This is a genomic window from Algibacter agarivorans, from assembly GCF_039543245.1.
Classification (GTDB): domain Bacteria; phylum Bacteroidota; class Bacteroidia; order Flavobacteriales; family Flavobacteriaceae; genus Algibacter_G; species Algibacter_G agarivorans.
Map to the genome: position 1 here is coordinate 40,532 of NZ_BAABJJ010000003.1, position 22,941 is coordinate 63,472.

Genomic DNA, 22,941 nt, shown 5'->3' on the forward strand with positions numbered 1-22,941 from the left:
AAAAATGAAAAATATGTTTAAGAAAAAAAATGATAGTCTAAAACGAAATTTATTCGCACTTCTATTTACTATACTAATACTATTTACAAACTTTGACTGTTCATCAAGCCCTAATGATAATGATATACCTCAAGACACAAACGATACACCTGTAGCTGTTGATGATACGTTAAGTGTAAATGAAAATAGTGTTTCGGGAAATGCAAATCAAATAGATGTTGCCACAAACGATGACTTGGGAGACGATGGTGGTGATACCGACAATTACAGTATGGTCTCTAATGCTAATAATGGTGCTGTAAGTGAAATAAGTGATGGAATATTTGAGTATATACCCAACCCAGACTTTTTTGGTGCAGACAGTTTTACCTATAAAATAACAGATGTAGATGGTGATACAGATTCAGCAACAGTGAATATTACTGTAAATGAAGTTGGTCTAACAGCGGACGATTTCAATAATATAGACCCAAACTTTCCTTCCTTTACATCCATAGAAGATACAACTCCAGAAGATAAAAAATGGACTAAATTTGAATCTATGTCTGATGAATTTGATAACTGGGATAATACCAAATGGTTCAAGTCAACTTGGAACTACGGTGTTCCCGTTTTTATGTCCAATTCAAATCAAAATTCAGGGGTTACAGATGGTAAACTTTGGATAAAAGCAACGCTAAATGAAAGCAATCCAGAGGCAAGATGGTTTCAAACAGCTAGAATTCATTCAATTGCAGAAACCAAATACCCGATGTACACAGAGGCTAGAATAAAAACGGCTCATATTTCTGCATATAATACCTATTGGTTGAATAACGGAGATATAAATAATAGAGATGAAATTGACATTATAGAAAATAATTCAAAACCTTCATGTGCTAATTGTGAAGCAGATAAATTTCCAGACCAAATGAATTCGCAATATTTTCAAGCTGATGAAAATGAAATACCTAAAACTATACGAAACAAAGGTAATTTCTTAAGATCAAATTTATCTGCTGTAAATCCTTTAAGAAATGTTGGTTGGAATGAAGATTATCATACCTATGGTGTATGGTGGAAAGATTCTAAAAACATTCAGTTTTATCTCGATGGTGAGCCTGCTGGAAGGGTTGTGGTTGGTAAGCATGAAAATGGACAAACTTACAACAGAGAATTCACAAGAGATTTAGAAATAATCTTTGATTTATGGACAAATCAAGCAACTTGGTTAGGCGGACTTCCTCCTAAAACGGATTTGAATGATGATGCGATTAATACTATGAAAATTGATTGGGTTAGAACATGGAAACTAGAGGATAAATAGTAAATTATTTTAGCAAAAGCTTATTAGGATATAATATAACCTAGCGTTAGGTGGAAATGAAGGTATAATAGAAGCTGATGAAAAACCCAATAGCAAGAGGTTTTGAGTAGGGGAAACGTTAAGATTTGTTAATGTCAAGTTTTTATGGAGTTCAAAAACCAACCTGTTTCTCTCATAAAAGTGTAACTTAGTAAAAAACTAAAAAAAAGAATTGAATGAGAAATTTATACATTTTATTATTTAGCTTATTTGCAGCATCAAACGCAATAGGTCAAGATTGGTCTGGTATTCCAGTTCCTGCAACACTTGAAGGCAGTGACACTTGGATATTACAAACAGATGTCTCAGATGATTTTAATTATAGTGCTCCTGCTGCCAGTAAAGGCAGTACTTTTATGAATAAATGGGATGATTGGTACCATAACGGGTGGAATGGACCTGGATCAACACAATGGTCTAGAACACATTCTTCTGTTGACGGCGGAGAATTAAAATTGACAGCTTCAAGATATCAAACGAATAAAGTTTATACGGGTATTATCCATTCAAATCAAACCGTTCAGTATCCTGTTTATATTGAAGCTAGAGTTAAAATAATGAACTCTGTTTTAGCTAATGGCGCATGGTTATTAAGTCCTGATGATACTCAAGAAATAGATTTTATGGAAGGCTATGGGGCAAATTTCTCAGGTAGTGCCAATGAAGATATTACATGGTGGGCTCAACGGATGCATGTGAGTCACCATGTTTTTATAAGAAATCCTTTCCAAGATTGGCAACCCAATGAACTAGGGTCTGGAAACGGAAACCCAGCACCAAACCCTACTTGGATTACAAGAAATGATGGAGCTGGAAACATTCTTTGGAAAGATGCGTTTCATACCTATGGTGTTTATTGGAAAGACCCATGGCATTTATATTATTTTATAGATGGGGTGCAGGTAACTAAAAGAGAAGGGAAAGCTCAAATAGATCCTTTGTTCTTTACAAATGCGGTAAACCCTGGGGATACAAATAATGATACTAGAACGGGCTTAAACAAAGCTATGGATATTATTTTTTCTGTTGAAGAACAAGGGTGGAGAACAGCTAATGGAAAATCTGTTATTCCTACAGATACAGAGTTAGCAAATACAAATAATCATACTTTTACAATTGATTGGATTAGAACTTACAAACCAAACAGTAGCTTATCAGTTAAAAATTTTAATAAAAGGTTAAATGTAGAATTGTATCCTAACCCTTCAAGTAGTATGGTTAAAATAGACTCCAATGATCTTATAAAGCATGTTCAATGTTATGATATAAAAGGACAGCTAGTGGTTTCCGAAAACTATAATGATGCATCGGTAACTTTTAATATTGAAAAGTTAGGAAAAGGTGTTTATATTTTAAAAATTTCTTCTGAAAACGGAATGTCATCTCATAAAAAATTAGTTAAAAACTAAATATAGTCGTAAAATTTACATCGTTTTCAGTAGTTAAACTGCAATAATTATAAGAATATTAAATTATGAATAAGCTTAGCGCTAAGGTTTATTTGTGTTAATTTCTCTTATTTTAATTTTATTCTTAAAATTAACTGATGGCAAGAAACATATAACACAGATTCATCTTCATTAAAAGCACAATTAGAGGTTAATTTATTTGTTTTAATGGTTCCTAAATGGATACCATTTTTATCAAAAACAAAAATACCGTCTGGACCTGTTAAAAAAACAGTTCCGTCTTTTTTAATGGCCATCCCATCTGGTTTTTGTTTAGAAATGCTTTTTTTCAAAATATCCTTCATATCTAAAATGAGTTTTTCGTTTGTTAATATTCCTTCTTCTGAAACAGCATAAGAAACAAACATAGCGGGCTCAGAATTTGCAATATATAATGTTTTTTCATCTGGAGATAAACCAATGCCATTTGGGGTTTTCCACTTTTTTGTTAATAATTTCACTTGACCTTTAGTATCGATTTTATAGACACCTTGATACGGAATTTCCTTTGCGCCTTCTTCTATTCCAAAATTAGGGTCAGTAAAATAGATGTTCCCTTTTTTGTCAATGGTTAAATCATTTGGTGCATTAAATCGTTTGCCTTCAAATTGATTTGCAATGACTTCAAATTTTGAAACAGGGTTTGAATAACTTCCAGTATAACGCGCAACCACTCTATCTCCTGTTTGGCATAAAATCAGATTTTCTTGATGGTCTAAGAACATGCCATTAGAACCTTGCCGTTTTTTAGTTGCACCAGTATATCCACTAGGGTTTAAAAACTCTGAAACACCTTCTTTCTCTGTCCATTTATAGTTGATATTTTGAGGTACATCAGAGAATAATAAACATTGTACTTTAGGAATCCAAACAGGACCTTCTGTCCAGGTAAACCCCCCCGCAATTACTTCTATTTTTGCTGATGGAGGAACGTATTCGTCAAAATTATCATCCAATTTTTCAAGATACCCAATAGTTTTGTATGTTTTGATTTCATCATTTTTTTTCTTATTAGTTGATTTTTCTTTACAACCAAGAACAAGAGCAACAATCACTAAAAGTTTTAAAAAAATCTTCATTTTATATTATTATATTTCTATACGTTCTACTTTCCCTATCAAAAATAAATAGCTACAAAATCCTATAAATGTAACAGCGCCAATATAAAACAATGCGGGCTCAAAATCCCCATCTTCCACCAAAAAGCCAATAACAACTGGAGTAATTACCGCAGATAAACCACCAATAAAATTAAAAGTTCCTCCTATTAAGCCAATTAACCGCTTAGGTGCTAAAAGTGATATAAATACCCAAGTTATTGATGATAAACCATTTCCAAGAAAAGCAATAGATAGAAATAATATGATTAAGAATGTGCTATCTGTATAATTTGCACCAATTATTGACATAGATAGAATCATTCCGATTAATACGGGGGTTTTTCTAGAGATTTCATTAGTGTAACCCTTTCTAACTAAAAAATCTGATGTAAAGCCAGACAGCAAAACACCTACAAATGCTGCCAAAAATGGGAGAGAAGCTAAAAAACCAGATTTAATGAAATCCAATCCTCTAAATTCAACTAAATAGGTTGGGAACCACGTTAAAAAGAAAACGAATAACGAACCAGTACAAAATTGGCCAATATAAACGCCCCATAATTTTCGGTATTTAAAAGCATGTTTTAAATCATCAAATGTAAATTGTTGCTGTTCTTTTTCTTCAGAATGATCTTCTACTAAACCTCCACCTTCTTTTATATATGTTAACTCTTCTTGATTTACTTTTTTGTGTTTCTTAGGGTCTCTGTAAAATATGTACCAAATAAATGCCCAAACAATTCCAATTGCCCCAGAAACAATAAATAAACCTCGCCAACCTAATGCATCTTGAATTAACACTAAAACAGGAGTTAAAAACGCTAAACCAATAAATTGTCCCGAGGTATATACAGCAATGGCACTCGCTCTTTCCTTTTCAGGAAACCAGCTTGTAACAATTTTGTTGTTTAATGGGTATGAAGGGGTTTCAAATAAGCCAATAGCAGCCCTTAAACCAATAAAGGCTGAAAGTGAACTGATAAACCCTTGTATTAAAGTGGCAATAGACCAAAAAACTAAAATGACAGGATACAATATTCGAGCCTTTACTTTATCCACCATGATTCCTCCAGGAATTTGAAGTATTGAATAAGTCCATGCAAAAGCAGAAAAAATAATACCCATTTGTACTGTAGACAATCCTAATTCATCTCTCATTGCAAAAGCAGCAATAGAAATATTACTTCTGTCCAGATAATTAATTACTACGGTTACAAATACTAGAAAAAGAATACTGTAACGTTTACGAGTTGGTTTAGCCATATGTTAATAATTGAATTCACAATATACATTCTTAATGAATGCTTATAGATTGAAAATTGTCTAAAAACGATGTTGTTGAGTTTTTGTCAAGTTAGAAATTTTTTAAATTTCAAGTGTTTAAGAACCTTTTTCCTAATTTTAGAGTCTTATCTAAAACTATATGAAAATTACAAACATAAAAACTTATCCAATTAGAATAGGGGGTGGCGTGCAATTAGTCGTGAAAGTAGAAACGAACAAAGGTATTTATGGGTATGGTGCTTCTGGATTATCTACTCGCGAGCTAGCTGTAGTCGGTGCTATCGAGCATTTTAAAGGCTTTCTAATAGGAAAAGACCCAAGAAGAATTGGAGCGCTTTGGCAAGAAATGTATAGGGGGCAGTATTTTGAAGGTGGCCGTGTTTTAACAGCCGCAATTTCAGCCATTGATATTGCCTTGTACGATATTAAAGGAAAAGATTTAGGTGTTCCCGTATATGAACTTTTGGGAGGGAAACAACGAGACTTTGTTGGTTGTTTTGCTTCTTTACGATTCTCTACATTTGATGACCTGATCTCAAAAGCTAGAATTCTTTTAAATAATGGTTGGGAAGTTTTGAGATTAGCCCCAGCAGAATATGAGGCACAGAAAGATACCTCGCTTTTTGAACCGAGAATATCCATAAATCAACTTTCTGATTGGTTAATTGAATTGAGGAAAGAAACAGGTAAAAATGTATTGATTGGATTAGATTATCATACACGATTGTCTATTCCTGAAACGGTAAATTTTCTTCAAAAAATACCAGTAGGAACGTTAGATTTTATTGAAGAACCTATAAGGGACGAATCTCCTGAAGCTTATGAAACATTGAGAAAGATGGTGAATATTCCTTTTGCAATTGGTGAAGAATTTGCAAGTAAATGGCAGTTTTTACCTTTTTTAGAAAAAAATATCACGCAATACGCAAGAGTAGATGTTTGTAATGTAGGCGGATTGACAGAGTCTAAAAAAGTGGCTGCAATTGCAGAAGCACATTATATAGATTTAATGCCTCACAATCCATTAGGGCCAATTTGTACGGCAGCATCTATACATTTAGCAGCAGCTTGCCCAAATTTTGCATGTTTAGAAGAAGTAAATACACATGCAGAACAAATGGGAACTAATGATAAAGAATTTTATCCAGTTCAGCCTCAATTAGAAGGTACAAAATATAAGGTGTTGGACACTCCAGGTTTGGGAGTTGAGTTTAATGAGGAATTAGCAATGCAGCAAAGATTTGAGATTTTAGAAGTTCCCAGATTGAAAAGGAATGATGGGTCTTTTAACAATTGGTAGAATTGTTCAGAATGGCAAAGACAGACTTTTTTATAAGTATAGATTGGGGGACATCAAACTTTAGATTACGTTTGGTAAATAGGCAAACTTTTCAAATTAAAGAAGAAATAAAAACCAATAACGGAGTAAAACAAGTTTATGACGATTTTATAAAGCAGAAAGAACTAAATCAGTTTCAGTTTTTTATAAATTATTTAGAAAAGGAGCTTTTAAAGCTTTCAGATAAAAATAGAAATCATTCCATTGTTATTTCTGGTATGGCGTCTTCAAACATAGGAATGTTAGCCTTGAAATATGCCGATTTACCTATTTCAAATAATGGCAATACGCTTGTAGTTGAGAAGTTTTCTTTTAAGAAATATCAAAATGCCTTACTTGTTTCTGGAGTTAAAGGTATTGATGATGTAATGAGAGGAGAAGAAGTACAAGCTTTGGGTTTAGTTGAAAGCCTTAATGATGATGGTGTATTGATTTTGCCAGGAACTCATAGTAAACATATAACTTTTACTAATGGAAAGTTTACGAAAATTAAAACCTTTCTCACGGGAGAATTATTTGAGTTGCTTTCTAAAAAAAGTATTTTATCAGGAAATGTTGAATTAACGGAATGGAATGAAAAAAACAAAGAAGCTTTTAGAAAAGGTGCCAAAATTGGGTTTTCTGGTAATTTAACAAATAGTTTATTTTCTTTACGTGTTAATGACTTAATGAAAAAAACAACTAAAGCTTACAACTATTATTTTTTAAGTGGATTAGTTTTTGGAGATGAAATTTCCAATTTAAAGACCGCTTTTAAAACGGTTTATTTGGCTGCACCATCAGAAATAAATCATCTTTATGAGTTAGCTTTAAAATTACTTCTTAAAGAAAATCAATTAATTGTTTTTGATCAAAACACATATAATCAAGCTCTTACAAAAGGGCAATTAAAACTATTAAAACTTCATGAATTCTAAAATATTTTCCAACGAAAAATTCTGTAAAGCTCCAGTAGTGGGAATCATAAGGGGTATGTCTGAAAAAGCAACACTTCTGAAAGTGGTTGAAACATATATTTCAGTAGGTTTTTATACATTAGAAATTACAATGAACACAGATGGTGTTTTAGATTTAATTGAAGCATTACGCACAGAATTTCCTGAACTTAATGTTGGAGCTGGAACAGTATGCACTATAGAAGACTATACCAATGCAGTAAATTGTGGGGCTCAATTTATTGTAACTCCTATTGTAAATGAAGACGTAATAAAACAAGCAGTTAGTTCTAAAACCCCAATTTTTCCAGGAGCATTTACACCAACAGAAATTTATAAAGCGTGGTCATTAGGGGCTGATGCTGTAAAAGTTTTTCCTGCTACACAATTAGGACCAGGATATATTAAAGATATTCTTGCTCCTCTAAATAATATTAAATTAATTCCAACTGGCGGTGTTACTTTAGAAAATATAAAAACATTTTTTCAAGCTGGGGCTATTGGTGTAGGAATGGGAGGGAATTTATTAAACAAAAGGTATATCCTTAATCATGATTTTGAACGTATAAAATCTGACCTTATTAAAATAAAAAATGAAATAGATGAATTTATCGAATTGTAAAACTTCTAAGTTCAAGTAATAAGTGCAACACAAATATTTAAAACTACTGGCTTTTATACCAGTAGTTTTGAGATCAATATTTATATTCGTCTTGCATGAATTCTAAATTATAGCTATTAGCCTTAGGCTTGTTGATAATAATGTAGCCGGCTCTGTTTTCAATTTCTAATCTAATGTGTTTCATGCTATTTAAAATTAGAACGAATATGATTTATTGTTTCTTCTAAGTCAATTTACCAGGATTTATAGAATATTTTCGGTATCATTGAAGAGGAATTAGTAGAAATTTAAATTAAGACCAAACCTTTTTCATCCACTTATATTTTTACTTCAATAGTTTGTTTGTTTCTTTTTTTAGAATTGGATTCCAAAGCTGTTTTTTGAGCTCCTTCACCAATTTCAATAAGATAATTTCCATTGTGAATTACTTTTGGTTGATAAGTATTTCCTTTAATTCTGATAGATGAAATAACTTCTTTAGTGAATTTATCTCTTACAGTAACCACTTGATTTGCTTTAGATATTTTTAAAGTTGGTAATTGAAAACCACCTTCAATCGTAAAATTATCTTCTTGTGATATTGTTATTGGCCAACCAGGATATTGTTTAGAGTTTGGACTGTGAATGTCTACATTTCTTGCCCATGCTTCGAATGTAATTTTTCTATTTGGTTTATTATAGCGAATAACTCCAAAACCTGCAGCTCTAGTAGATAAATAGCCACCTTCTTTAATTTCTGGTAATGTTGGGTTTGCAACTGCTTTAACAGTTATTTTGTTATGAAAACCATCTAAGAATTCTCCTGTGTAGGTTGGTGAATTTTTATCTCTGTTTTTACCAGGTGCTTTTGGTTGCCACCAACGTAACCAATAATTTGCAATTGCTGGAGTTGTAAAATTATATCCAGCATCTCCCCATTTATCAACTCCCATTATACTAACTGCCCCTAAATGTGTATCTCCAGTAATAGTAGGTGAAAAACTTTTTCTTATAACTTTTAAAGCTCTGTTTCTTCCTGCTTGTGGCCATCCATTTGAGTCAAAATCAGCATAAAGTTCTTTATCATACTTACCTGTATAATTATCTACCATAGCCAAGGCTGTTTGAGATAATACCGTTTTTATTTCTGCATTTTCCCAATCCGTAGTCCATTCTTCTAGAAATTTTAATTGTCTGTCTCCAAGCAATTTAGATTCTTCCATGTCAAATCGCCTTGTATCTACTTTTGGATTGAAAATTGCCTCATAAGGCCCATCTGGAAAAACATCTGGATGCGCTTTTGCAAGTTTAGTTAAGCCAGTTTTAAATTTTCTATCTTCTAAAATAGCAAAACTAATGCCTCCCCATTTTAAATCTGTGTAATAAACTCCGAGGCCACGTTCAATAGGAGTAGCGTCATAAGGGTCTGGAAGGTGACTAGTTTGTGCTCTTTCTACTTCTTTAATATATTCTAAAGGCATATAATAGCCTCCAGAAATTCCTCTTCTAGAATCTGCTTTTTTTCCATTTTCTCCCCAATAATTTCCTTGCCCAATATCATGATCATCTGGTGTTATTACAACAGGCGTATTTCTAAAAATTTCAGAAAATTCTCTACCAAATTTTAACCAAGCTAAATAATGCTCACTATGCTCATATACTTGGTCTCCAGAAAAGAATATTAAGTCAGGGTTTAATTTTAGGATATTTTTTACGATATCATCCTTTGGTAAATCGCCTCCATGTTCTGGGTACATAGAATTACATGTAAATGCAGCTAAAACAAATTCATCTTTATCAATTGGATTTTTTTTGATAATACCTTCGTAATACGCTTCATTATTATAAGCAACACGATATTTTTGCTCTTTGGTATCGTCCCAATTTTCAATTCTAAAAGGCGCCGTATACCCTGGATAAATAATATCTGCTTCAGCTTTTGTTACCCATTTCCCATTTTCTTCTATTTCTAATGAAGCTTCAAAAGGAGTGAAATTTTTAATGGGATGAAATTGAGCTGTTAATTTTAACGTATTCTCATGCACTGTATACATTGCAAATGCAATACGGTCTTCTGGCTCAATATTATCAGGTAACCGTATGATACTTTGATCTTGCGCAATACAAATAGAATTTAAAAAAAATAAGGTTAATGCTATTATGTTTTTTAAAACTTTCATTGTTATTATTTGTTTTGTGAGGTGTTATTAAATCTTCTGTTATATAAATTTGAATTCACTTCTTTCGCCTTTTTTACCATTGGAGGGTAGGGAATATCGGTGTTAGAAACAAAGCCAACATTGTAATTTTCACCATCATGAGCTCTTCCTGTTAAAGGAGAATCTAAATATTGAAACCAATGGGCACCAACCAGATAGGGATTGTCTATTGTTGAATGGGCGTAATCTGCCCACATATTGGCTCTGTCTTCTTGGTTTGCAGCGTGTACCAAGCCTGAGTGGAACAGTCCTGAATCTGGAGCCCCAATATGATATTCACCTATAAGTGTTGGCATATCAACTTCTTCTAAAAATTTCCAATACTTTGTACCAATACCTTCTTTGTAATAATTATAACTGAATACATCTACGAATTTAGCTGCGGATTTACGCACTTCTTTGGTAATGCCCCAAACAGCAAAACGACATCCCATGTACATGTAATTAGGCATTTTTTTCTCTAAAGCATCATGAATAACTTGGAAATATTTTGTTGCAAAAGATTCCAACATTGTAGAGAAATCTACTACCATTCCTTCATTGTAATCTTTTAGGTTTTTATAATCCACTCCACTTTCTAGTGCTTTCCAACTAATAATATCAGTTTTCCAAGCTTTATTTAAATTTGCTATGGTTTTATGTTTAGATTTTAGAATTTTCATGAATTGCTGCTTTAAATAGCTGTCTTTCCCTTTAGATAAGCCATCTAAAACCAAACCGTAATGGGATTTGATTGAACTTTCATTACCCCAACTTCTTTCATTATCTACAAACACTCCAATGCACCATGGGTTATTTTTTACTTCTTCAGAAACTGCATCTATAGATTTTTTAGCACGTTTTTCAAATTCAGGATCAAAAGGATCTGGCATTGGCCCCCAATAATCTGAACCTGAGTATACGGTTTGAAAATCTCCGATAATCCATCCGTTGGCAAAATATGGGAGATTATTTCTATGATAAAATGCTGGATCTATCCAGTTTCCAAAAGAGGTGAATCCCCAGTTGCGCATTCTGTTTTCAGTGACCTCGAGCCATTTTTTAAAAAATGAATTTTTAGATTGTTCACCATATCTACGCTCTAGATTAGCTCTATAAAAACTAAATGTTTGTCCATGCTCAATAGGTCCAAAATGGGATTCTTTTCTATAACTGTAGTGGTTTGCCAAAGGGTCATCTAAACTTGGTAATTCTAAAAACATATCATTTCTAAGTTTATTTACTACATGACCTGTTTTCATTATTTCCAATGGCACATCAATAATCCCTTTTGAATCTTCAGGGGTTATATCTTCAGGGTCTCTGTGTTTTATAGCTTCGTCTGTGTAATCAATACCTGTATATGTGGTAGAATTTGCCATACGCACATTGGCAAGACCAATTGAAAAGTATAAATGCCCATCTGGACAAACTAAGCCCCATTTGCCATCTACTTTTTCTTTTCTAAAAAAACCTGTAGCTTTTAATTTTGGACCATCTTTCCATCCTCCATATTCGCATCTGTCTAGCATTAGGGTATATTCAGCTAATGATTTTAATTCCTCATCTGCTTTAGACTTTAGCTCTTCATCTGAATGAATTTTGATAGGGAAGTCTCTTTTAGCATTTTGACCAAATTTATCTGCAATGCCTTTTAGGAAATTGGGATCACGATCAGGACTTTCTACAATACGAATATTATCGATTAATACTGTTTTATCCTTTAAACCTTGTGCTCTAGAAATACTAATTTTGCTTACTTGACTAAAATCCATTAGGTAAAGCAATCCGCTAATTTTCATGTGAATTGCATCTGTTTCCCATGCTGGTGGCGTGTCTCTTAATCCGCTGTTAACATCTTCTTCTTGTGTAGTAATTTCAAAATAGTATGATTTGAAAGTGTTTGGGCGTACACTAACAATACGTCTGGTTTTTTTGCCTTCACCATTGTAAATTTCAGCTGTTAAAAAAGCCGATTGGTTATTCATGGCCTTAGCATCAAATACCAAACAGTATTTCTTATCAGGATCTAAAGACCACGGAGTAGAAGGTTCAATTTCAATTCCAGAAATCTTTTCATCTTTTTTAAAATGAACTTTTAAAGATTTTTTACCTTGATTATATTCTGAAGTTTCATGTTCAATTTCAGAATTAATATTTACAATATCAGCATTGATTGAATCAGCTTCAAAATCATCAATAATTAATTCTGAATTATAGTCCCAAAGTTTTGAAGTTTCTTGTCTTTTGTCTTCTGAATTTTTACAAGACAGAATAATAAAAGCAAAAAATATAAGAATTATCAATGTGGTTTTATTATTGTATAAGAAGTAATGTCTATTAGAAACCATAATTATTTGTTTTATGTTTTGGATGTTTTTAGTTGAAAATCAGATACAATTAAATGAATAATAATGGATTTACACTTCTCTATATTATTGTTTTTTTGTCTTGTTTAGTTTTTGTCAAGTACAAACAAGACCTTTTTAATCAAACCATTATTTTATTTAAGGCCCTTTCTAGTGTGTCTAGTTTTTGTACGTTGAGCATTATGTTTTTTTGAGCGAAATTGTGCCGATAGATTTGGTGATTACTGGTTAGAACGCTATGAAGTATTTGTGTCAATTTATTCAATAATGATATTTCTGAAATTGATTTTATTTGTTGGGCTATTGAATCAACTTTAAAGAACTCTAAGGAAAGTTTTTTTAATCTAAATATTTTGATGTTTTTTTTTAGATCTTAATATAATTTAGTGTTTAAATCTTTGAAAAGATTTATTATAAGATTTGAAGTGAGGTCTATGTGGTTTACTAAAGCGGAGAATTGATTATTAAATCAATTCTCCGCTTTTTGTTTTTTATATATATTACATGACAGTAAAATGATTGAAGATAAAATAGAATTTATTCTATTTGTTCAAACACGACCATTTTGCTTTTTGTATTCTATTTTATCATAAACACTAATTATTTCAAACTAATTTCCAAAGGATTGTTTATACGCTCAGAAAATGCATTTAAATGATTTTCCCAGTCTTGTTTGGTGTTGAATTGTCCACTTTTTTTCCAACCAAAACCTGCGTAATACACTACTTGATTGTTTGTAACATTAAGATGTGCATAGGCATTACTTAAGTCCTTTCCCTTACTGTCATACGTTTCAAAATCAACAAAATAATCTTTAGAGGCTATAATGGCAGTTCCTAATTCTGAATCTGCATGAGGTTGCCAATAGCTAACCCATCCTTTTTCTTTGTTACCAAAAACTTTTCCATCTTTTTCATGTAAAGTTAACCCAGCTGAAATATTTTTAACTCCTTCCAACGAGATATTAAATTTTGAAAAATTCTGACCCAAATCTAAACTAATTACTCTTGATTCCTTAATGGTATTTCCTGCAGCATCCCAATTTTCATATTCTAAATAAAAACTAGTTCTTAAAGGTCCTGTAGTTATGGTGCGCCATTTAGTATAGTTTTTAGAGTAGTAATACGTTGTATCTACTTTTGCAGCAATACCACCAACACCACGACTTACGCCTACGTGAAAATCATCTAAGCCTTCACCTGTATCTTTATGGTAGCTTCCTGTACCTTCAGTGGTTTCTTTGTACCATTTATTAATTACTGGATATTCAACTCTTTTTAACCAAGCATCAACACCGCTGGATAGTGTACCACCACGTACATTATCTTCAATCATTTTTTGTGCTGTTGGTCCGTAAACACGAAAAGCTACTTTATTATTTTCCCAAGTATAATCATCGGTACGCTCTGGTACAAAACGAGAATAGCATAACTCTGGCGCAGTAGGTTTTTCTGCTTCAGTAACGGTAACTATTTTAAAAGTAACCTCTGAATTCGCTTTTATTTGTGGCTGAAATAAAATAATATCCAAAACACCATCACCGTCATTATCTACGGTTTGTGTTAGTTCCAACTTTTTGGTTTCCGTATTACGTATGCCGATAGTAGAAAGGTCTTCAACTTTTAAAAGACTTTTTGTTAATTCTACGGTTTCAAATGATCTTTCAACATTAAGCGGGTTTTTAACGCTTATGATTGTGACTTTATCCTTTTCAGAACAAGAAAAAAATAAAACTATAGTTAAAAAAAACAGAATAGATTTACTAAGTCGTTTAAGTTGTTTCATAATGAGTTTAATTTTCGTTTGCTGGTTTACCGATAGTTGCAAGAATACCGCCATCTACATAAACCACATGTCCGTTAACAAAATCACTTGCTTTAGAACTTAAAAATATTGCGGCACCTTGTAAGTCTTCTGGGTCTCCCCAACGCCCAGCGGGAGTTCGTCCCATAATGAATTCGTTAAACGGATGCCCGTCTATTCTAATAGGAGCCGTTTGGCTAGTTGCAAAATACCCTGGCCCAATACCATTAGTCTGAATATTGAACTTAGCCCATTCTGTTGCCATACTTTGGGTTAGCATTTTTAATCCACCTTTGGCAGCAGCATATGCACCAACAGAGTTCCTGCCTAGCTCGCTCATCATAGAGCAAATATTTATTATTTTTCCACTTTGCCTTTCAATCATGCCTTTTACAACGTGTTTTGAAACAATAAATGGTGCTACTAAATCTATATCTATTACAGCTTCAAAGTCTGCAACTTCCATGTCAACTAAAGGCGTCCTTTTAATGATACCTGCATTATTAACTAATATATCAATCGGACCAATTTCTTGCTCTATTTTTGCGATATTTGTTTTTACTGCGTGTTCATCTGCTACATTAAATAGATAGCCATAAGCATCAATACCTTCTTTTTTATATGCTTTTACTGCGTTATCTAACTTTTCTTGAGATGAGTTTCCATTTACAATAATTTTAGCCCCTGCATTTCCAATTCCTTTAGCCATAGCCATTCCTAGACCATGGGTGGATCCAGTTATCAGTGCTACTTTTCCTGTTAAATCAAATAATTTAATTGACATGTTTTTTTATTAGTATTTATTTTAATTCGTTTATTTTACAATGATCCATATCGCCGTAGTCTAGGTTTTCACCCGCCATACCCCAAACAAAAGAGTAACTGCTAGTTCCTGAGCCAGAATGAATAGACCATGGTGGTGAAATAACGGCTTGGTTGTTACCCATCCAAATATGTCTTGTTTCTTGAGGCTGACCCATAAAATGACAAACTGCTTGATCAGAAGGCACTTCAAAATAAAAGTAGATTTCCATACGTCTGTCATGCACGTGTGCTGGCATGGTATTCCATGAGCTTCCTGTTTTTATGGTAGTCATTCCCATTTGTAATTGACAAACATCTACAACGCTATTAACTATATATTTTCTTAGTGTTCTTGCATTTGCAGTTTCAGGAGCCCCTAATTCAACGACTTCAACATCATTTTTACCTATTTTTTTAATAGGAAATGCTTTATGGGCTGGGGTAGAGTTTAAATAAAACAATGCAGGATTGTTAGAAGATTTACTGGAAAAGGTTACCTCTTTATTGCCTTGACCTACATATAATGCTTCTTTATGTTCTAATTCATAATCCGTACCATCTACTGTTACAGTTCCTGTTTCTCCAACATTTATAATTCCTAATTCTCTTCTTTCTAAAAAATATTCAGCCTTTAATGCATCAATGGCATCTAGTTTTAAAGGTGCTTCAGTGGGTACTGCGCTTCCTATTATAAACCTGTCATAATGTGAATACACAAGGTTTATTTTATCAGTTTCCATTAAATTGTCAATTAAAAACTCGTCTCTTAGCGCTGTTGTATCATAAGATTTAACATCTTTTGGAGATGCTGCGTATCTTGTTGTATAATGTGTTTTCATAAAAAAAATAGTATTAATTTTTGACAAAGATATACAATTTATGTTAAAATACAATCGATTGTATTTTTTTGTTATATTTGCTGAATATCCAAAAGGAAAGAATCATATTTAATGGAAATAAACAAAGTTACCATACATGACATAGCAAAAGCTTTAAGTATAGACAGTTCTACGATATCAAGAGCGTTAAATGATAGTCCGAGGGTAAAAAAGAAAACGAAAGATAGAATCCTCCATAAAGCTCAAGAAATGGGGTATCAGCGCAATCTTTTAGCGTCAAACTTACGTAAGAACATTACCAATACTATAGGTGTTGTTGTGCCAAGAATATCACGTCATTTCTTTTCTTCAGTAATCCAGGGTGTTGAGGAAACCGCTTATCAAGCTGGTTATAATGTTATAATTTGTCAATCTTTGGAACAACTTGAAAGGGAAAAAAAAATAATTGAAACCTTGATGGCAAATAGAGTAGATGGTGTATTGATCTCCATATCAATGGAAACGATGGATTACAGTCATATGGAAGCTTTGAAAAACGGAGGTGTTCCCTTGGTTTTCTTTGATAGACACTGTAATATCCCTGACACCAACAATGTCCTTATTGATGATTTTAAAGGTGGTTTTGACGCAACACAGCATTTAATTGTTAGTGGATGTAAAAATATTGTTCATTTTTCTGGGCCACAAGCATTAGGGATATATAAAAAAAGACTTGAAGGTTACAAAGCAGCTCTAAGTGAAAACAACCTACCTTTTAGGGAAGAATATGTAATAAGTTCCAGATTAATGGAGCAGGATGGTATTGAAAACGTAAAAAAAATAGTAACTGATAATTTAGATTTTGACGGTATCTTTTCTGCGAATGATGTTGCGGCAATAGGCGCTATAAAATATTTAACAAATAATAATGTTAAAATCCCTGAAGATGTTGCTATTGTTGGTTTTAGTAACGAGCCAATTTCAACAGTCATTAACCCTGCATTAACAACTATTGACCAGCCAGGATTTGAAATGGGAAAAACAGCAACAGATTTGTTATTGAAATATATAAAAAACCAAAATGGGATTAAAAAATCGCAAACCATTATTATGGATTCAAATTTAATTGAGCGACAATCATCAAAAAAAGTAAGGGCTAGAAATATTTAGTTATGACTTTTATAACCTTAATTAGAGTAAAGTAATAATATTTTTCTTTAAGAGATTTGAAGTCAATAATATTAAGATTTAGTAAATAAGTTAGTAAATCATCATTTTTAGTGAAAGAATATTGCTAAAAAATAAATCATACTAAATTATAATATCACTATAATAATTTAATATGATTGAAGATATTATTGCAGGGTTTATTTTTAGAGCTTTGAATTAAATTCGTATTTTGCGTTACTTTTTTATAAACCTACACTTAACGTTTAAAAGAACACTATAAAATATTATATGAACACTTATAAGGATTACATCGAGGAAATTGAAGAAAGAAAAGGTCAGGGACTTCACCCAAAGCCAATTGATAGTGCTGAATTGTTAAGCGCAATCATTGAGCAAATTAAAGATTTAGGTAACGAGAACAGAGAAAGTTCTCTTAACTTTTTTATCTATAATGTTTTACCTGGAACTACGAGTGCTGCTGGTGTAAAAGCTAAGTTTTTAAAAGAAATTATTTTAGGTGAGTCCGTTGTGAAAGAGATAACTCCTGCATTTGCTCTTGAACAATTATCGCATATGAAGGGCGGACCTTCAGTTGACGTTTTGTTAGATTTAGCTTTAGTTGCTGATGCTGCTATTGCAAACGAAGCTGCAAATGTTTTAAAAACACAAGTGTTCTTATATGAAGCAGATACACAACGTTTAGAAGAAGCTTTTAAAGCTGGTAATGCAATCGCAAAAGAGATTATAGAGAGTTATGCAAAGGCTGAGTTCTTTACTAAGTTGCCAGAGATAGATGAAGAGATTGAGGTAGTGACTTACATTGCTGGAGTTGGTGACATATCTACAGATTTACTTTCTCCAGGTGGTGATGCGCACTCAAGATCAGACCGTGAATTACATGGTCAGTGTTTATTTGAGCATAACAAAGAGATGCAAAACGAACTTTTAGCACTTAAAGAAGCGCATCCAAATAAGCGTGTGATGTTAATTGCAGAAAAAGGAACAATGGGAGTTGGTTCGTCAAGAATGTCAGGAGTTAATAACGTGGCTTTATGGACGGGTGTTAAATCTAGTCCTTATGTACCGTTTATTAATATTGCTCCTGTAATTGCTGGGACAAATGGTATTTCTCCAATTTTCTTAACTACTGTTGGCGTAACAGGAGGAATAGGTTTAGATCTTAAAAACTGGGTGAAGCAAAAAGATGCTGAAGGAAATACAGTTCGTGATAAAGATGGAGAACCTGTTTTAAAACAAGAATATTCTGTTGAAACAGGAACAGTACTTACTATTAATACTAGAGAAAAGAAGCTTTATAATGGTGATAAAGAATTAAAAGATATTTCTGCTGCATTTACACCTCAGAAAATGGAATTTATGAAGGCAGGAGGTTCTTATGCTGTTGTTTTCGGTAAAAAATTACAAACTTTTGCTGCTAAGGTATTAGGAATCGATGCGCCTCAAGTTTATGCGACATCAAAAGAAATTTCTATTGAAGGGCAAGGTCTTACAGCTGTAGAAAAAATATTTAATAAAAATGCGGTTGGTACGACTCCAGGAGCAGTCTTACATGCTGGTTCTGATGTTCGTGTAGAGGTAAACATCGTAGGTTCACAAGATACTACGGGTCTTATGACTTCTCAAGAATTAGAGATGATGGCTGCGACAGTTATTTCTCCAATTGTTGATGGGGCTTACCAATCAGGATGTCATACAGCTTCAGTTTGGGATGATAAGTCTAAGGCTAATATTCCAAGGTTAATGAAGTTTATGAACGACTTTGGTTTAATTACAGCGCGTGACCCTAAAGGAGAATATCACGCCATGACGGATGTCATCCACAAAGTACTTAATGATATTACAGTAGGTGATTGGGATATTATTATTGGCGGAGATTCACACACACGTATGTCAAAAGGGGTTGCTTTTGGAGCAGATTCAGGAACAGTTGCCTTAGCACTTGCTACTGGTGAGGCTACTATGCCAATCCCACAGTCTGTAAAAGTAACTTTTAAAGGAGATATGAAATCTTACATGGATTTCCGTGATGTGGTTCATGCTACACAGCAACAAATGTTAAAACAGTTTGGTGGAGAAAACGTATTCCAAGGAAGGATCATTGAGGTTCATCTTGGAACGCTTACTGCTGATCAGGCCTTTACATTTACGGATTGGACTGCGGAAATGAAAGCTAAAGCTTCTATCTGTATTTCTGAGGATGACACTTTAATTGAATCTTTAGAGATTGCAAAAGGTAGAATCCAGATCATGATTGATAAAGGAATGGATAACCAGAAGCAAGTGCTTAAAGGTTTGGTGGATAAAGCAAATACTAGAATTACAGAGCTTAAAACAGGAATAAAACCATCTCTAAGACCTGATGCTAACGCTAAATACCATGCAGAGGTTGTTATTGATTTAGATGAAATTGCTGAGCCAATGATTGCTGATCCAGATGTAAATAACGACGATGTTTCTAAACGTTATACACACGATACCATTAGACCACTATCCTTTTATGGTGGAACTAAAAAAGTAGACTTAGGGTTCATAGGGTCTTGTATGGTACATAAAGGAGATATGAAAATTTTAGCTCAAATGTTAAAGAATATTGAGAGTCAGCAAGGTAAGGTTGAGTTTAAAGCGCCTTTAGTTGTTGCTCCACCAACATATAATATTGTTGACGAGTTAAAAGAAGAAGGAGACTGGGAAGTACTACAGAAGTATTCAGGATTTGAGTTTGATGATAACCTACCAAAAGGTTTAGCGCGTACTAAATATGAGAACATGTTATACTTAGAGCGTCCTGGATGTAACTTGTGTATGGGTAATCAAGAAAAAGCTGAACCAGGTGATACGGTAATGGCTACTTCAACACGTTTGTTTCAAGGAAGAGTTGTTAAAGATTCTGGTGAGAAAAAAGGCGAATCTTTATTGTCATCTACTCCAGTGGTTGTATTATCTACAATTTTAGGAAGAACGCCTACTATGGAGGAGTATGAAGCCGCTGTAGATGGTATTGTTTTAACTAAGTTTAAGCCATCTCAAAAGCAATTAGTAAGATAATCTAAACATAGAATCAATTACAAATAGAAGTCCGAGCTTAAAAACTCGGACTTTTTTTATGCCCTATTTTGAAGTTAAATTGGTATAACAAAGCGCGCAATTTTCTGTTTTTTATTGGTTTACATATTTTGTACCTTAGAGGCACTAAATAATTAAACAATACAAATTTATGGCATTTGACATTAATATGATAAAGGGGGTTTACACCAAAATGGCTGAACGTGTAGATAAGGCACGCGAGATTGTAGGGAAACCATTAACACTATCTGAAAAGATTTTATATTCTCATTTATGGGATGGAAACCCTACCAAAGCATTTACAAGAGGAAAGGACTATGTGGATTTTGCACCAGATAGAATTGCATGCCAAGATGCAACAGCTCAAATGGCATTATTACAGTTCATGCAAGCAGGAAAAACTAAAGTGGCTGTACCAACCACGGTACATTGCGATCACTTAATTCAAGCAAAAGAAGGTGCTGCCACAGATTTAAAACACGCCAACAATGTAAGTAGCGAAGTTTTTAATTTCTTAGAGTCAGTATCAAATAAATACGGTATTGGTTTTTGGAAACCAGGAGCGGGTATCATTCACCAAGTGGTTTTAGAGAACTATGCTTTTCCAGGAGGCATGATGATCGGAACAGATTCGCATACTGTAAATGCAGGTGGATTAGGTATGGTCGCTATTGGAGTTGGAGGTGCCGATGCTGTTGATGTTATGGCTGGTATGGCTTGGGAATTGAAATTCCCTAAATTAATAGGGGTTAGGTTAACCGGAAAATTATCTGGTTGGACAGCGCCAAAAGATGTGATTTTAAAAGTAGCAGAAATTCTAACTGTAAAAGGTGGAACAGGAGCTATTGTAGAATATTTTGGGCCTGGAGCAACATCCATGTCCTGTACAGGAAAAGGAACTATTTGTAATATGGGAGCCGAAATTGGAGCAACCACGTCTACATTTGGCTATGATGAATCTATGGAGCGCTATTTACGGGCTACCGATAGAGCTGATGTTGCTGATGCTGCAAACAGCGTAAAACAACATTTAACTGCAGATGCTGAGGTTTATGCAAATCCAGAAAACTATTTTGACCAAGTTATCGATATTAATTTATCTGAATTGGGACCACTTTTAAACGGACCTTTTACACCAGATTTATCAACTGAAGTTGGTTCTGCAATGTCTGAAAAAGCCAAAACTAACGATTGGCCTATAAAGGTAGAATGGGGATTAATTGGATCTTGTACTAACTCGTCTTATGAAGATTTATCAAGAGCATCTTCAATAGCACAACAAGCCATAGATAAGGGTTTAAAAATGAAAGCAGAATTAGGAATTAATCCAGGTTCTGAGCAAGTGCGTTACACTGCTGAGCGCGATGGCATTCTTCAGGTTTTTGAAAACTTAGATGCTAAAATATTTACGAATGCTTGTGGGCCATGTATTGGGCAATGGGCTAGATATAGCGATCCTAAAAATGCACCAAAAAACAGTATAGTACACTCTTTTAATAGAAACTTTGCTAAACGTGCCGATGGTAATCCAAATACCCACGCCTTTGTAGCATCTCCAGAAATAACTGCTGCAATTGCTATTGCAGGACGTTTAGATTTTAATCCACTTAAAGACAAGTTGATTAATGAAAATGGAGAAGAAGTGATGTTCGATGAGCCAACAGGATGGGAATTACCACCAAAAGGTTTTGACGTTAAAGATAATGGATATTTGGCACCCGAGGCAGACGGAAGCCACGTTCAAGTATCTGTTAAGGAAGACTCAGAGCGTTTGGAATTATTAACACCATTTGAGCCTATTGGCAGTAATATTAATGGCGCTAAGTTGTTAATTAAAGCCTTTGGGAAATGTACTACAGACCATATCTCAATGGCGGGACCTTGGTTACGTTTTAGAGGGCATTTAGACAACATTTCAAATAACACCTTAATAGGAGCAGTTAATGCCTTCAACCAAAAAACAAACTTTGTTAAAAATCAATTAACGGGAGATTACGGTGGTGTTCCAGATACAGCAAGAGCCTATAAGGCAGCAGGCGTTAAATCTATAGTGGTTGGAGATCATAACTATGGCGAAGGGTCTTCTCGTGAGCATGCAGCTATGCAACCACGTCATTTGGGTGTAGCTGCGGTTATTGTGAAATCGTTTGCACGTATTCATGAAACAAACCTTAAAAAACAAGGAATGTTAGGTTTAACCTTTGCAAATGAAGCCGATTACGATGTAATTCAAGAAGATGATACGTTCAACTTCATAGATTTAAACGAATTTGCTCCAGGTAAACAATTAACGCTCGAAGCTGTTCATGCAGATGGTTCTAAAGATCTTATCAAATTGAATCACACGTATAACGAAGCACAAATTGCGTGGTATAATGAAGGTTCTGCACTTAATTTGATTAAGAAGCAAAACGCATAGTTTACTTTACGCCTGCAAGGTTTTAATGATATTGAAAAAATCCAGCTTTTTAAGTTGGATTTTTTTGTTTGTATAATTTGGGCGTTACCCCGAAAAGGGGGTTGGGCTTTATTCGTTGGTTTTTATTTTAAATTAAAGAACTCATGAATATAAATATTTCGGCAGTCGCTCTTTGCAAGGAGCTCCAACAAATGCCTCAATCCCTAACGCATTTATTTGCTAGC

The 22,941-nt window shown here is 33.7% G+C and carries 15 protein-coding genes; 8 read left to right on the plus strand and 7 right to left on the minus strand.

Annotated features, from left to right (window positions below; genetic code table 11):
• The first annotated feature begins 13 nt into the window (after positions 1-13).
• The gene (locus ABD935_RS01515; RefSeq protein WP_345189754.1) at positions 14-1,306 is read left to right on the plus strand and encodes an Ig-like domain-containing protein; all 1,293 of its coding nucleotides are present in this window, start codon (positions 14-16) and stop codon (positions 1,304-1,306) included.
• Between the two features lie 215 nt (positions 1,307-1,521).
• Positions 1,522-2,754 (plus strand): T9SS type A sorting domain-containing protein, encoded by a 1,233-nt coding sequence (locus ABD935_RS01520; RefSeq protein ID WP_345189755.1) that lies wholly within the window; start codon positions 1,522-1,524, stop codon positions 2,752-2,754.
• Positions 2,755-2,861: 107 nt separating this feature from the next.
• Here the strand turns inward: ABD935_RS01520 and ABD935_RS01525 are convergent, their stop codons facing one another.
• Positions 2,862-3,872 carry an SMP-30/gluconolactonase/LRE family protein gene (locus ABD935_RS01525; RefSeq protein ID WP_345189756.1) on the minus strand — a complete coding sequence of 337 codons (1,011 nt, stop codon included), beginning with the start codon at positions 3,870-3,872 and terminating at the stop codon, positions 2,862-2,864.
• A 9-nt stretch (positions 3,873-3,881) separates the two neighbouring features.
• Entirely contained in the window at positions 3,882-5,156 is a 1,275-nt protein-coding gene (locus ABD935_RS01530) for an MFS transporter (RefSeq protein ID WP_345189758.1), read from the minus strand.
• Between the two features lie 160 nt (positions 5,157-5,316).
• Here ABD935_RS01530 and ABD935_RS01535 point away from each other — a divergent pair, with 160 nt between their 5' ends.
• Genes ABD935_RS01535 through ABD935_RS01545 form a run of 3 tightly spaced genes read left to right on the plus strand, consistent with a single transcriptional unit; the run spans position 5,317 to position 8,073 of the window.
• A complete protein-coding gene (locus ABD935_RS01535) occupies positions 5,317-6,477 on the plus strand; it encodes a mandelate racemase/muconate lactonizing enzyme family protein (protein WP_345189759.1) in 1,161 nt (386 codons plus the stop codon).
• Between the two features lie 11 nt (positions 6,478-6,488).
• The gene (locus tag ABD935_RS01540; RefSeq protein WP_345189761.1) at positions 6,489-7,433 is read left to right on the plus strand and encodes a 2-dehydro-3-deoxygalactonokinase; all 945 of its coding nucleotides are present in this window, start codon (positions 6,489-6,491) and stop codon (positions 7,431-7,433) included.
• The gene (locus ABD935_RS01545; protein ID WP_345189762.1) at positions 7,423-8,073 is read left to right on the plus strand and encodes a bifunctional 4-hydroxy-2-oxoglutarate aldolase/2-dehydro-3-deoxy-phosphogluconate aldolase; all 651 of its coding nucleotides are present in this window, start codon (positions 7,423-7,425) and stop codon (positions 8,071-8,073) included. Before ABD935_RS01540 ends, ABD935_RS01545 begins: the two co-directional genes overlap by 11 nt.
• Before the next feature lie 317 nt (positions 8,074-8,390).
• Here ABD935_RS01545 and ABD935_RS01550 read toward each other — a convergent pair whose 3' ends face one another.
• The 5 genes from ABD935_RS01550 to kduI all read right to left on the minus strand — a co-directional run bounded on the left by ABD935_RS01550 (position 8,391) and on the right by kduI (position 16,065).
• Complete coding sequence (locus ABD935_RS01550) at positions 8,391-10,232, minus strand: alkaline phosphatase D family protein (RefSeq protein WP_345189763.1); 1,842 nt, start codon at positions 10,230-10,232, stop codon at positions 8,391-8,393.
• Positions 10,233-10,237: 5 nt separating this feature from the next.
• Positions 10,238-12,601 carry an agarase gene (locus tag ABD935_RS01555; protein WP_345189764.1) on the minus strand — a complete coding sequence of 788 codons (2,364 nt, stop codon included), beginning with the start codon at positions 12,599-12,601 and terminating at the stop codon, positions 10,238-10,240.
• A 618-nt stretch (positions 12,602-13,219) separates the two neighbouring features.
• Positions 13,220-14,404 carry a DUF4861 family protein gene (locus tag ABD935_RS01560; protein ID WP_345189765.1) on the minus strand — a complete coding sequence of 395 codons (1,185 nt, stop codon included), beginning with the start codon at positions 14,402-14,404 and terminating at the stop codon, positions 13,220-13,222.
• 7 nt (positions 14,405-14,411) lie between these two features.
• Positions 14,412-15,206, minus strand: a complete 795-nt coding sequence (locus ABD935_RS01565) for a gluconate 5-dehydrogenase (protein WP_345189767.1) — start codon at positions 15,204-15,206, stop codon at positions 14,412-14,414.
• Between the two features lie 16 nt (positions 15,207-15,222).
• Positions 15,223-16,065 (minus strand): 5-dehydro-4-deoxy-D-glucuronate isomerase, encoded by an 843-nt coding sequence (kduI, locus tag ABD935_RS01570; RefSeq protein WP_345189768.1) that lies wholly within the window; start codon positions 16,063-16,065, stop codon positions 15,223-15,225.
• A 111-nt stretch (positions 16,066-16,176) separates the two neighbouring features.
• Between kduI and ABD935_RS01575 the strand changes: the two genes are divergently transcribed.
• The 3 genes from ABD935_RS01575 to ABD935_RS01585 all read left to right on the plus strand — a co-directional run bounded on the left by ABD935_RS01575 (position 16,177) and on the right by ABD935_RS01585 (position 22,717).
• On the plus strand, positions 16,177-17,214 hold the full coding sequence (locus tag ABD935_RS01575) for a LacI family DNA-binding transcriptional regulator (protein WP_345189770.1): 1,038 nt from the start codon (positions 16,177-16,179) through the stop codon (positions 17,212-17,214).
• 288 nt (positions 17,215-17,502) lie between these two features.
• Positions 17,503-20,280 (plus strand): bifunctional aconitate hydratase 2/2-methylisocitrate dehydratase, encoded by a 2,778-nt coding sequence (locus tag ABD935_RS01580; RefSeq protein ID WP_345189772.1) that lies wholly within the window; start codon positions 17,503-17,505, stop codon positions 20,278-20,280.
• A gap of 169 nt (positions 20,281-20,449) precedes the next feature.
• Entirely contained in the window at positions 20,450-22,717 is a 2,268-nt protein-coding gene (locus ABD935_RS01585; RefSeq protein ID WP_345189773.1) for an aconitate hydratase, read from the plus strand.
• Positions 22,718-22,941 lie beyond the last annotated feature (224 nt).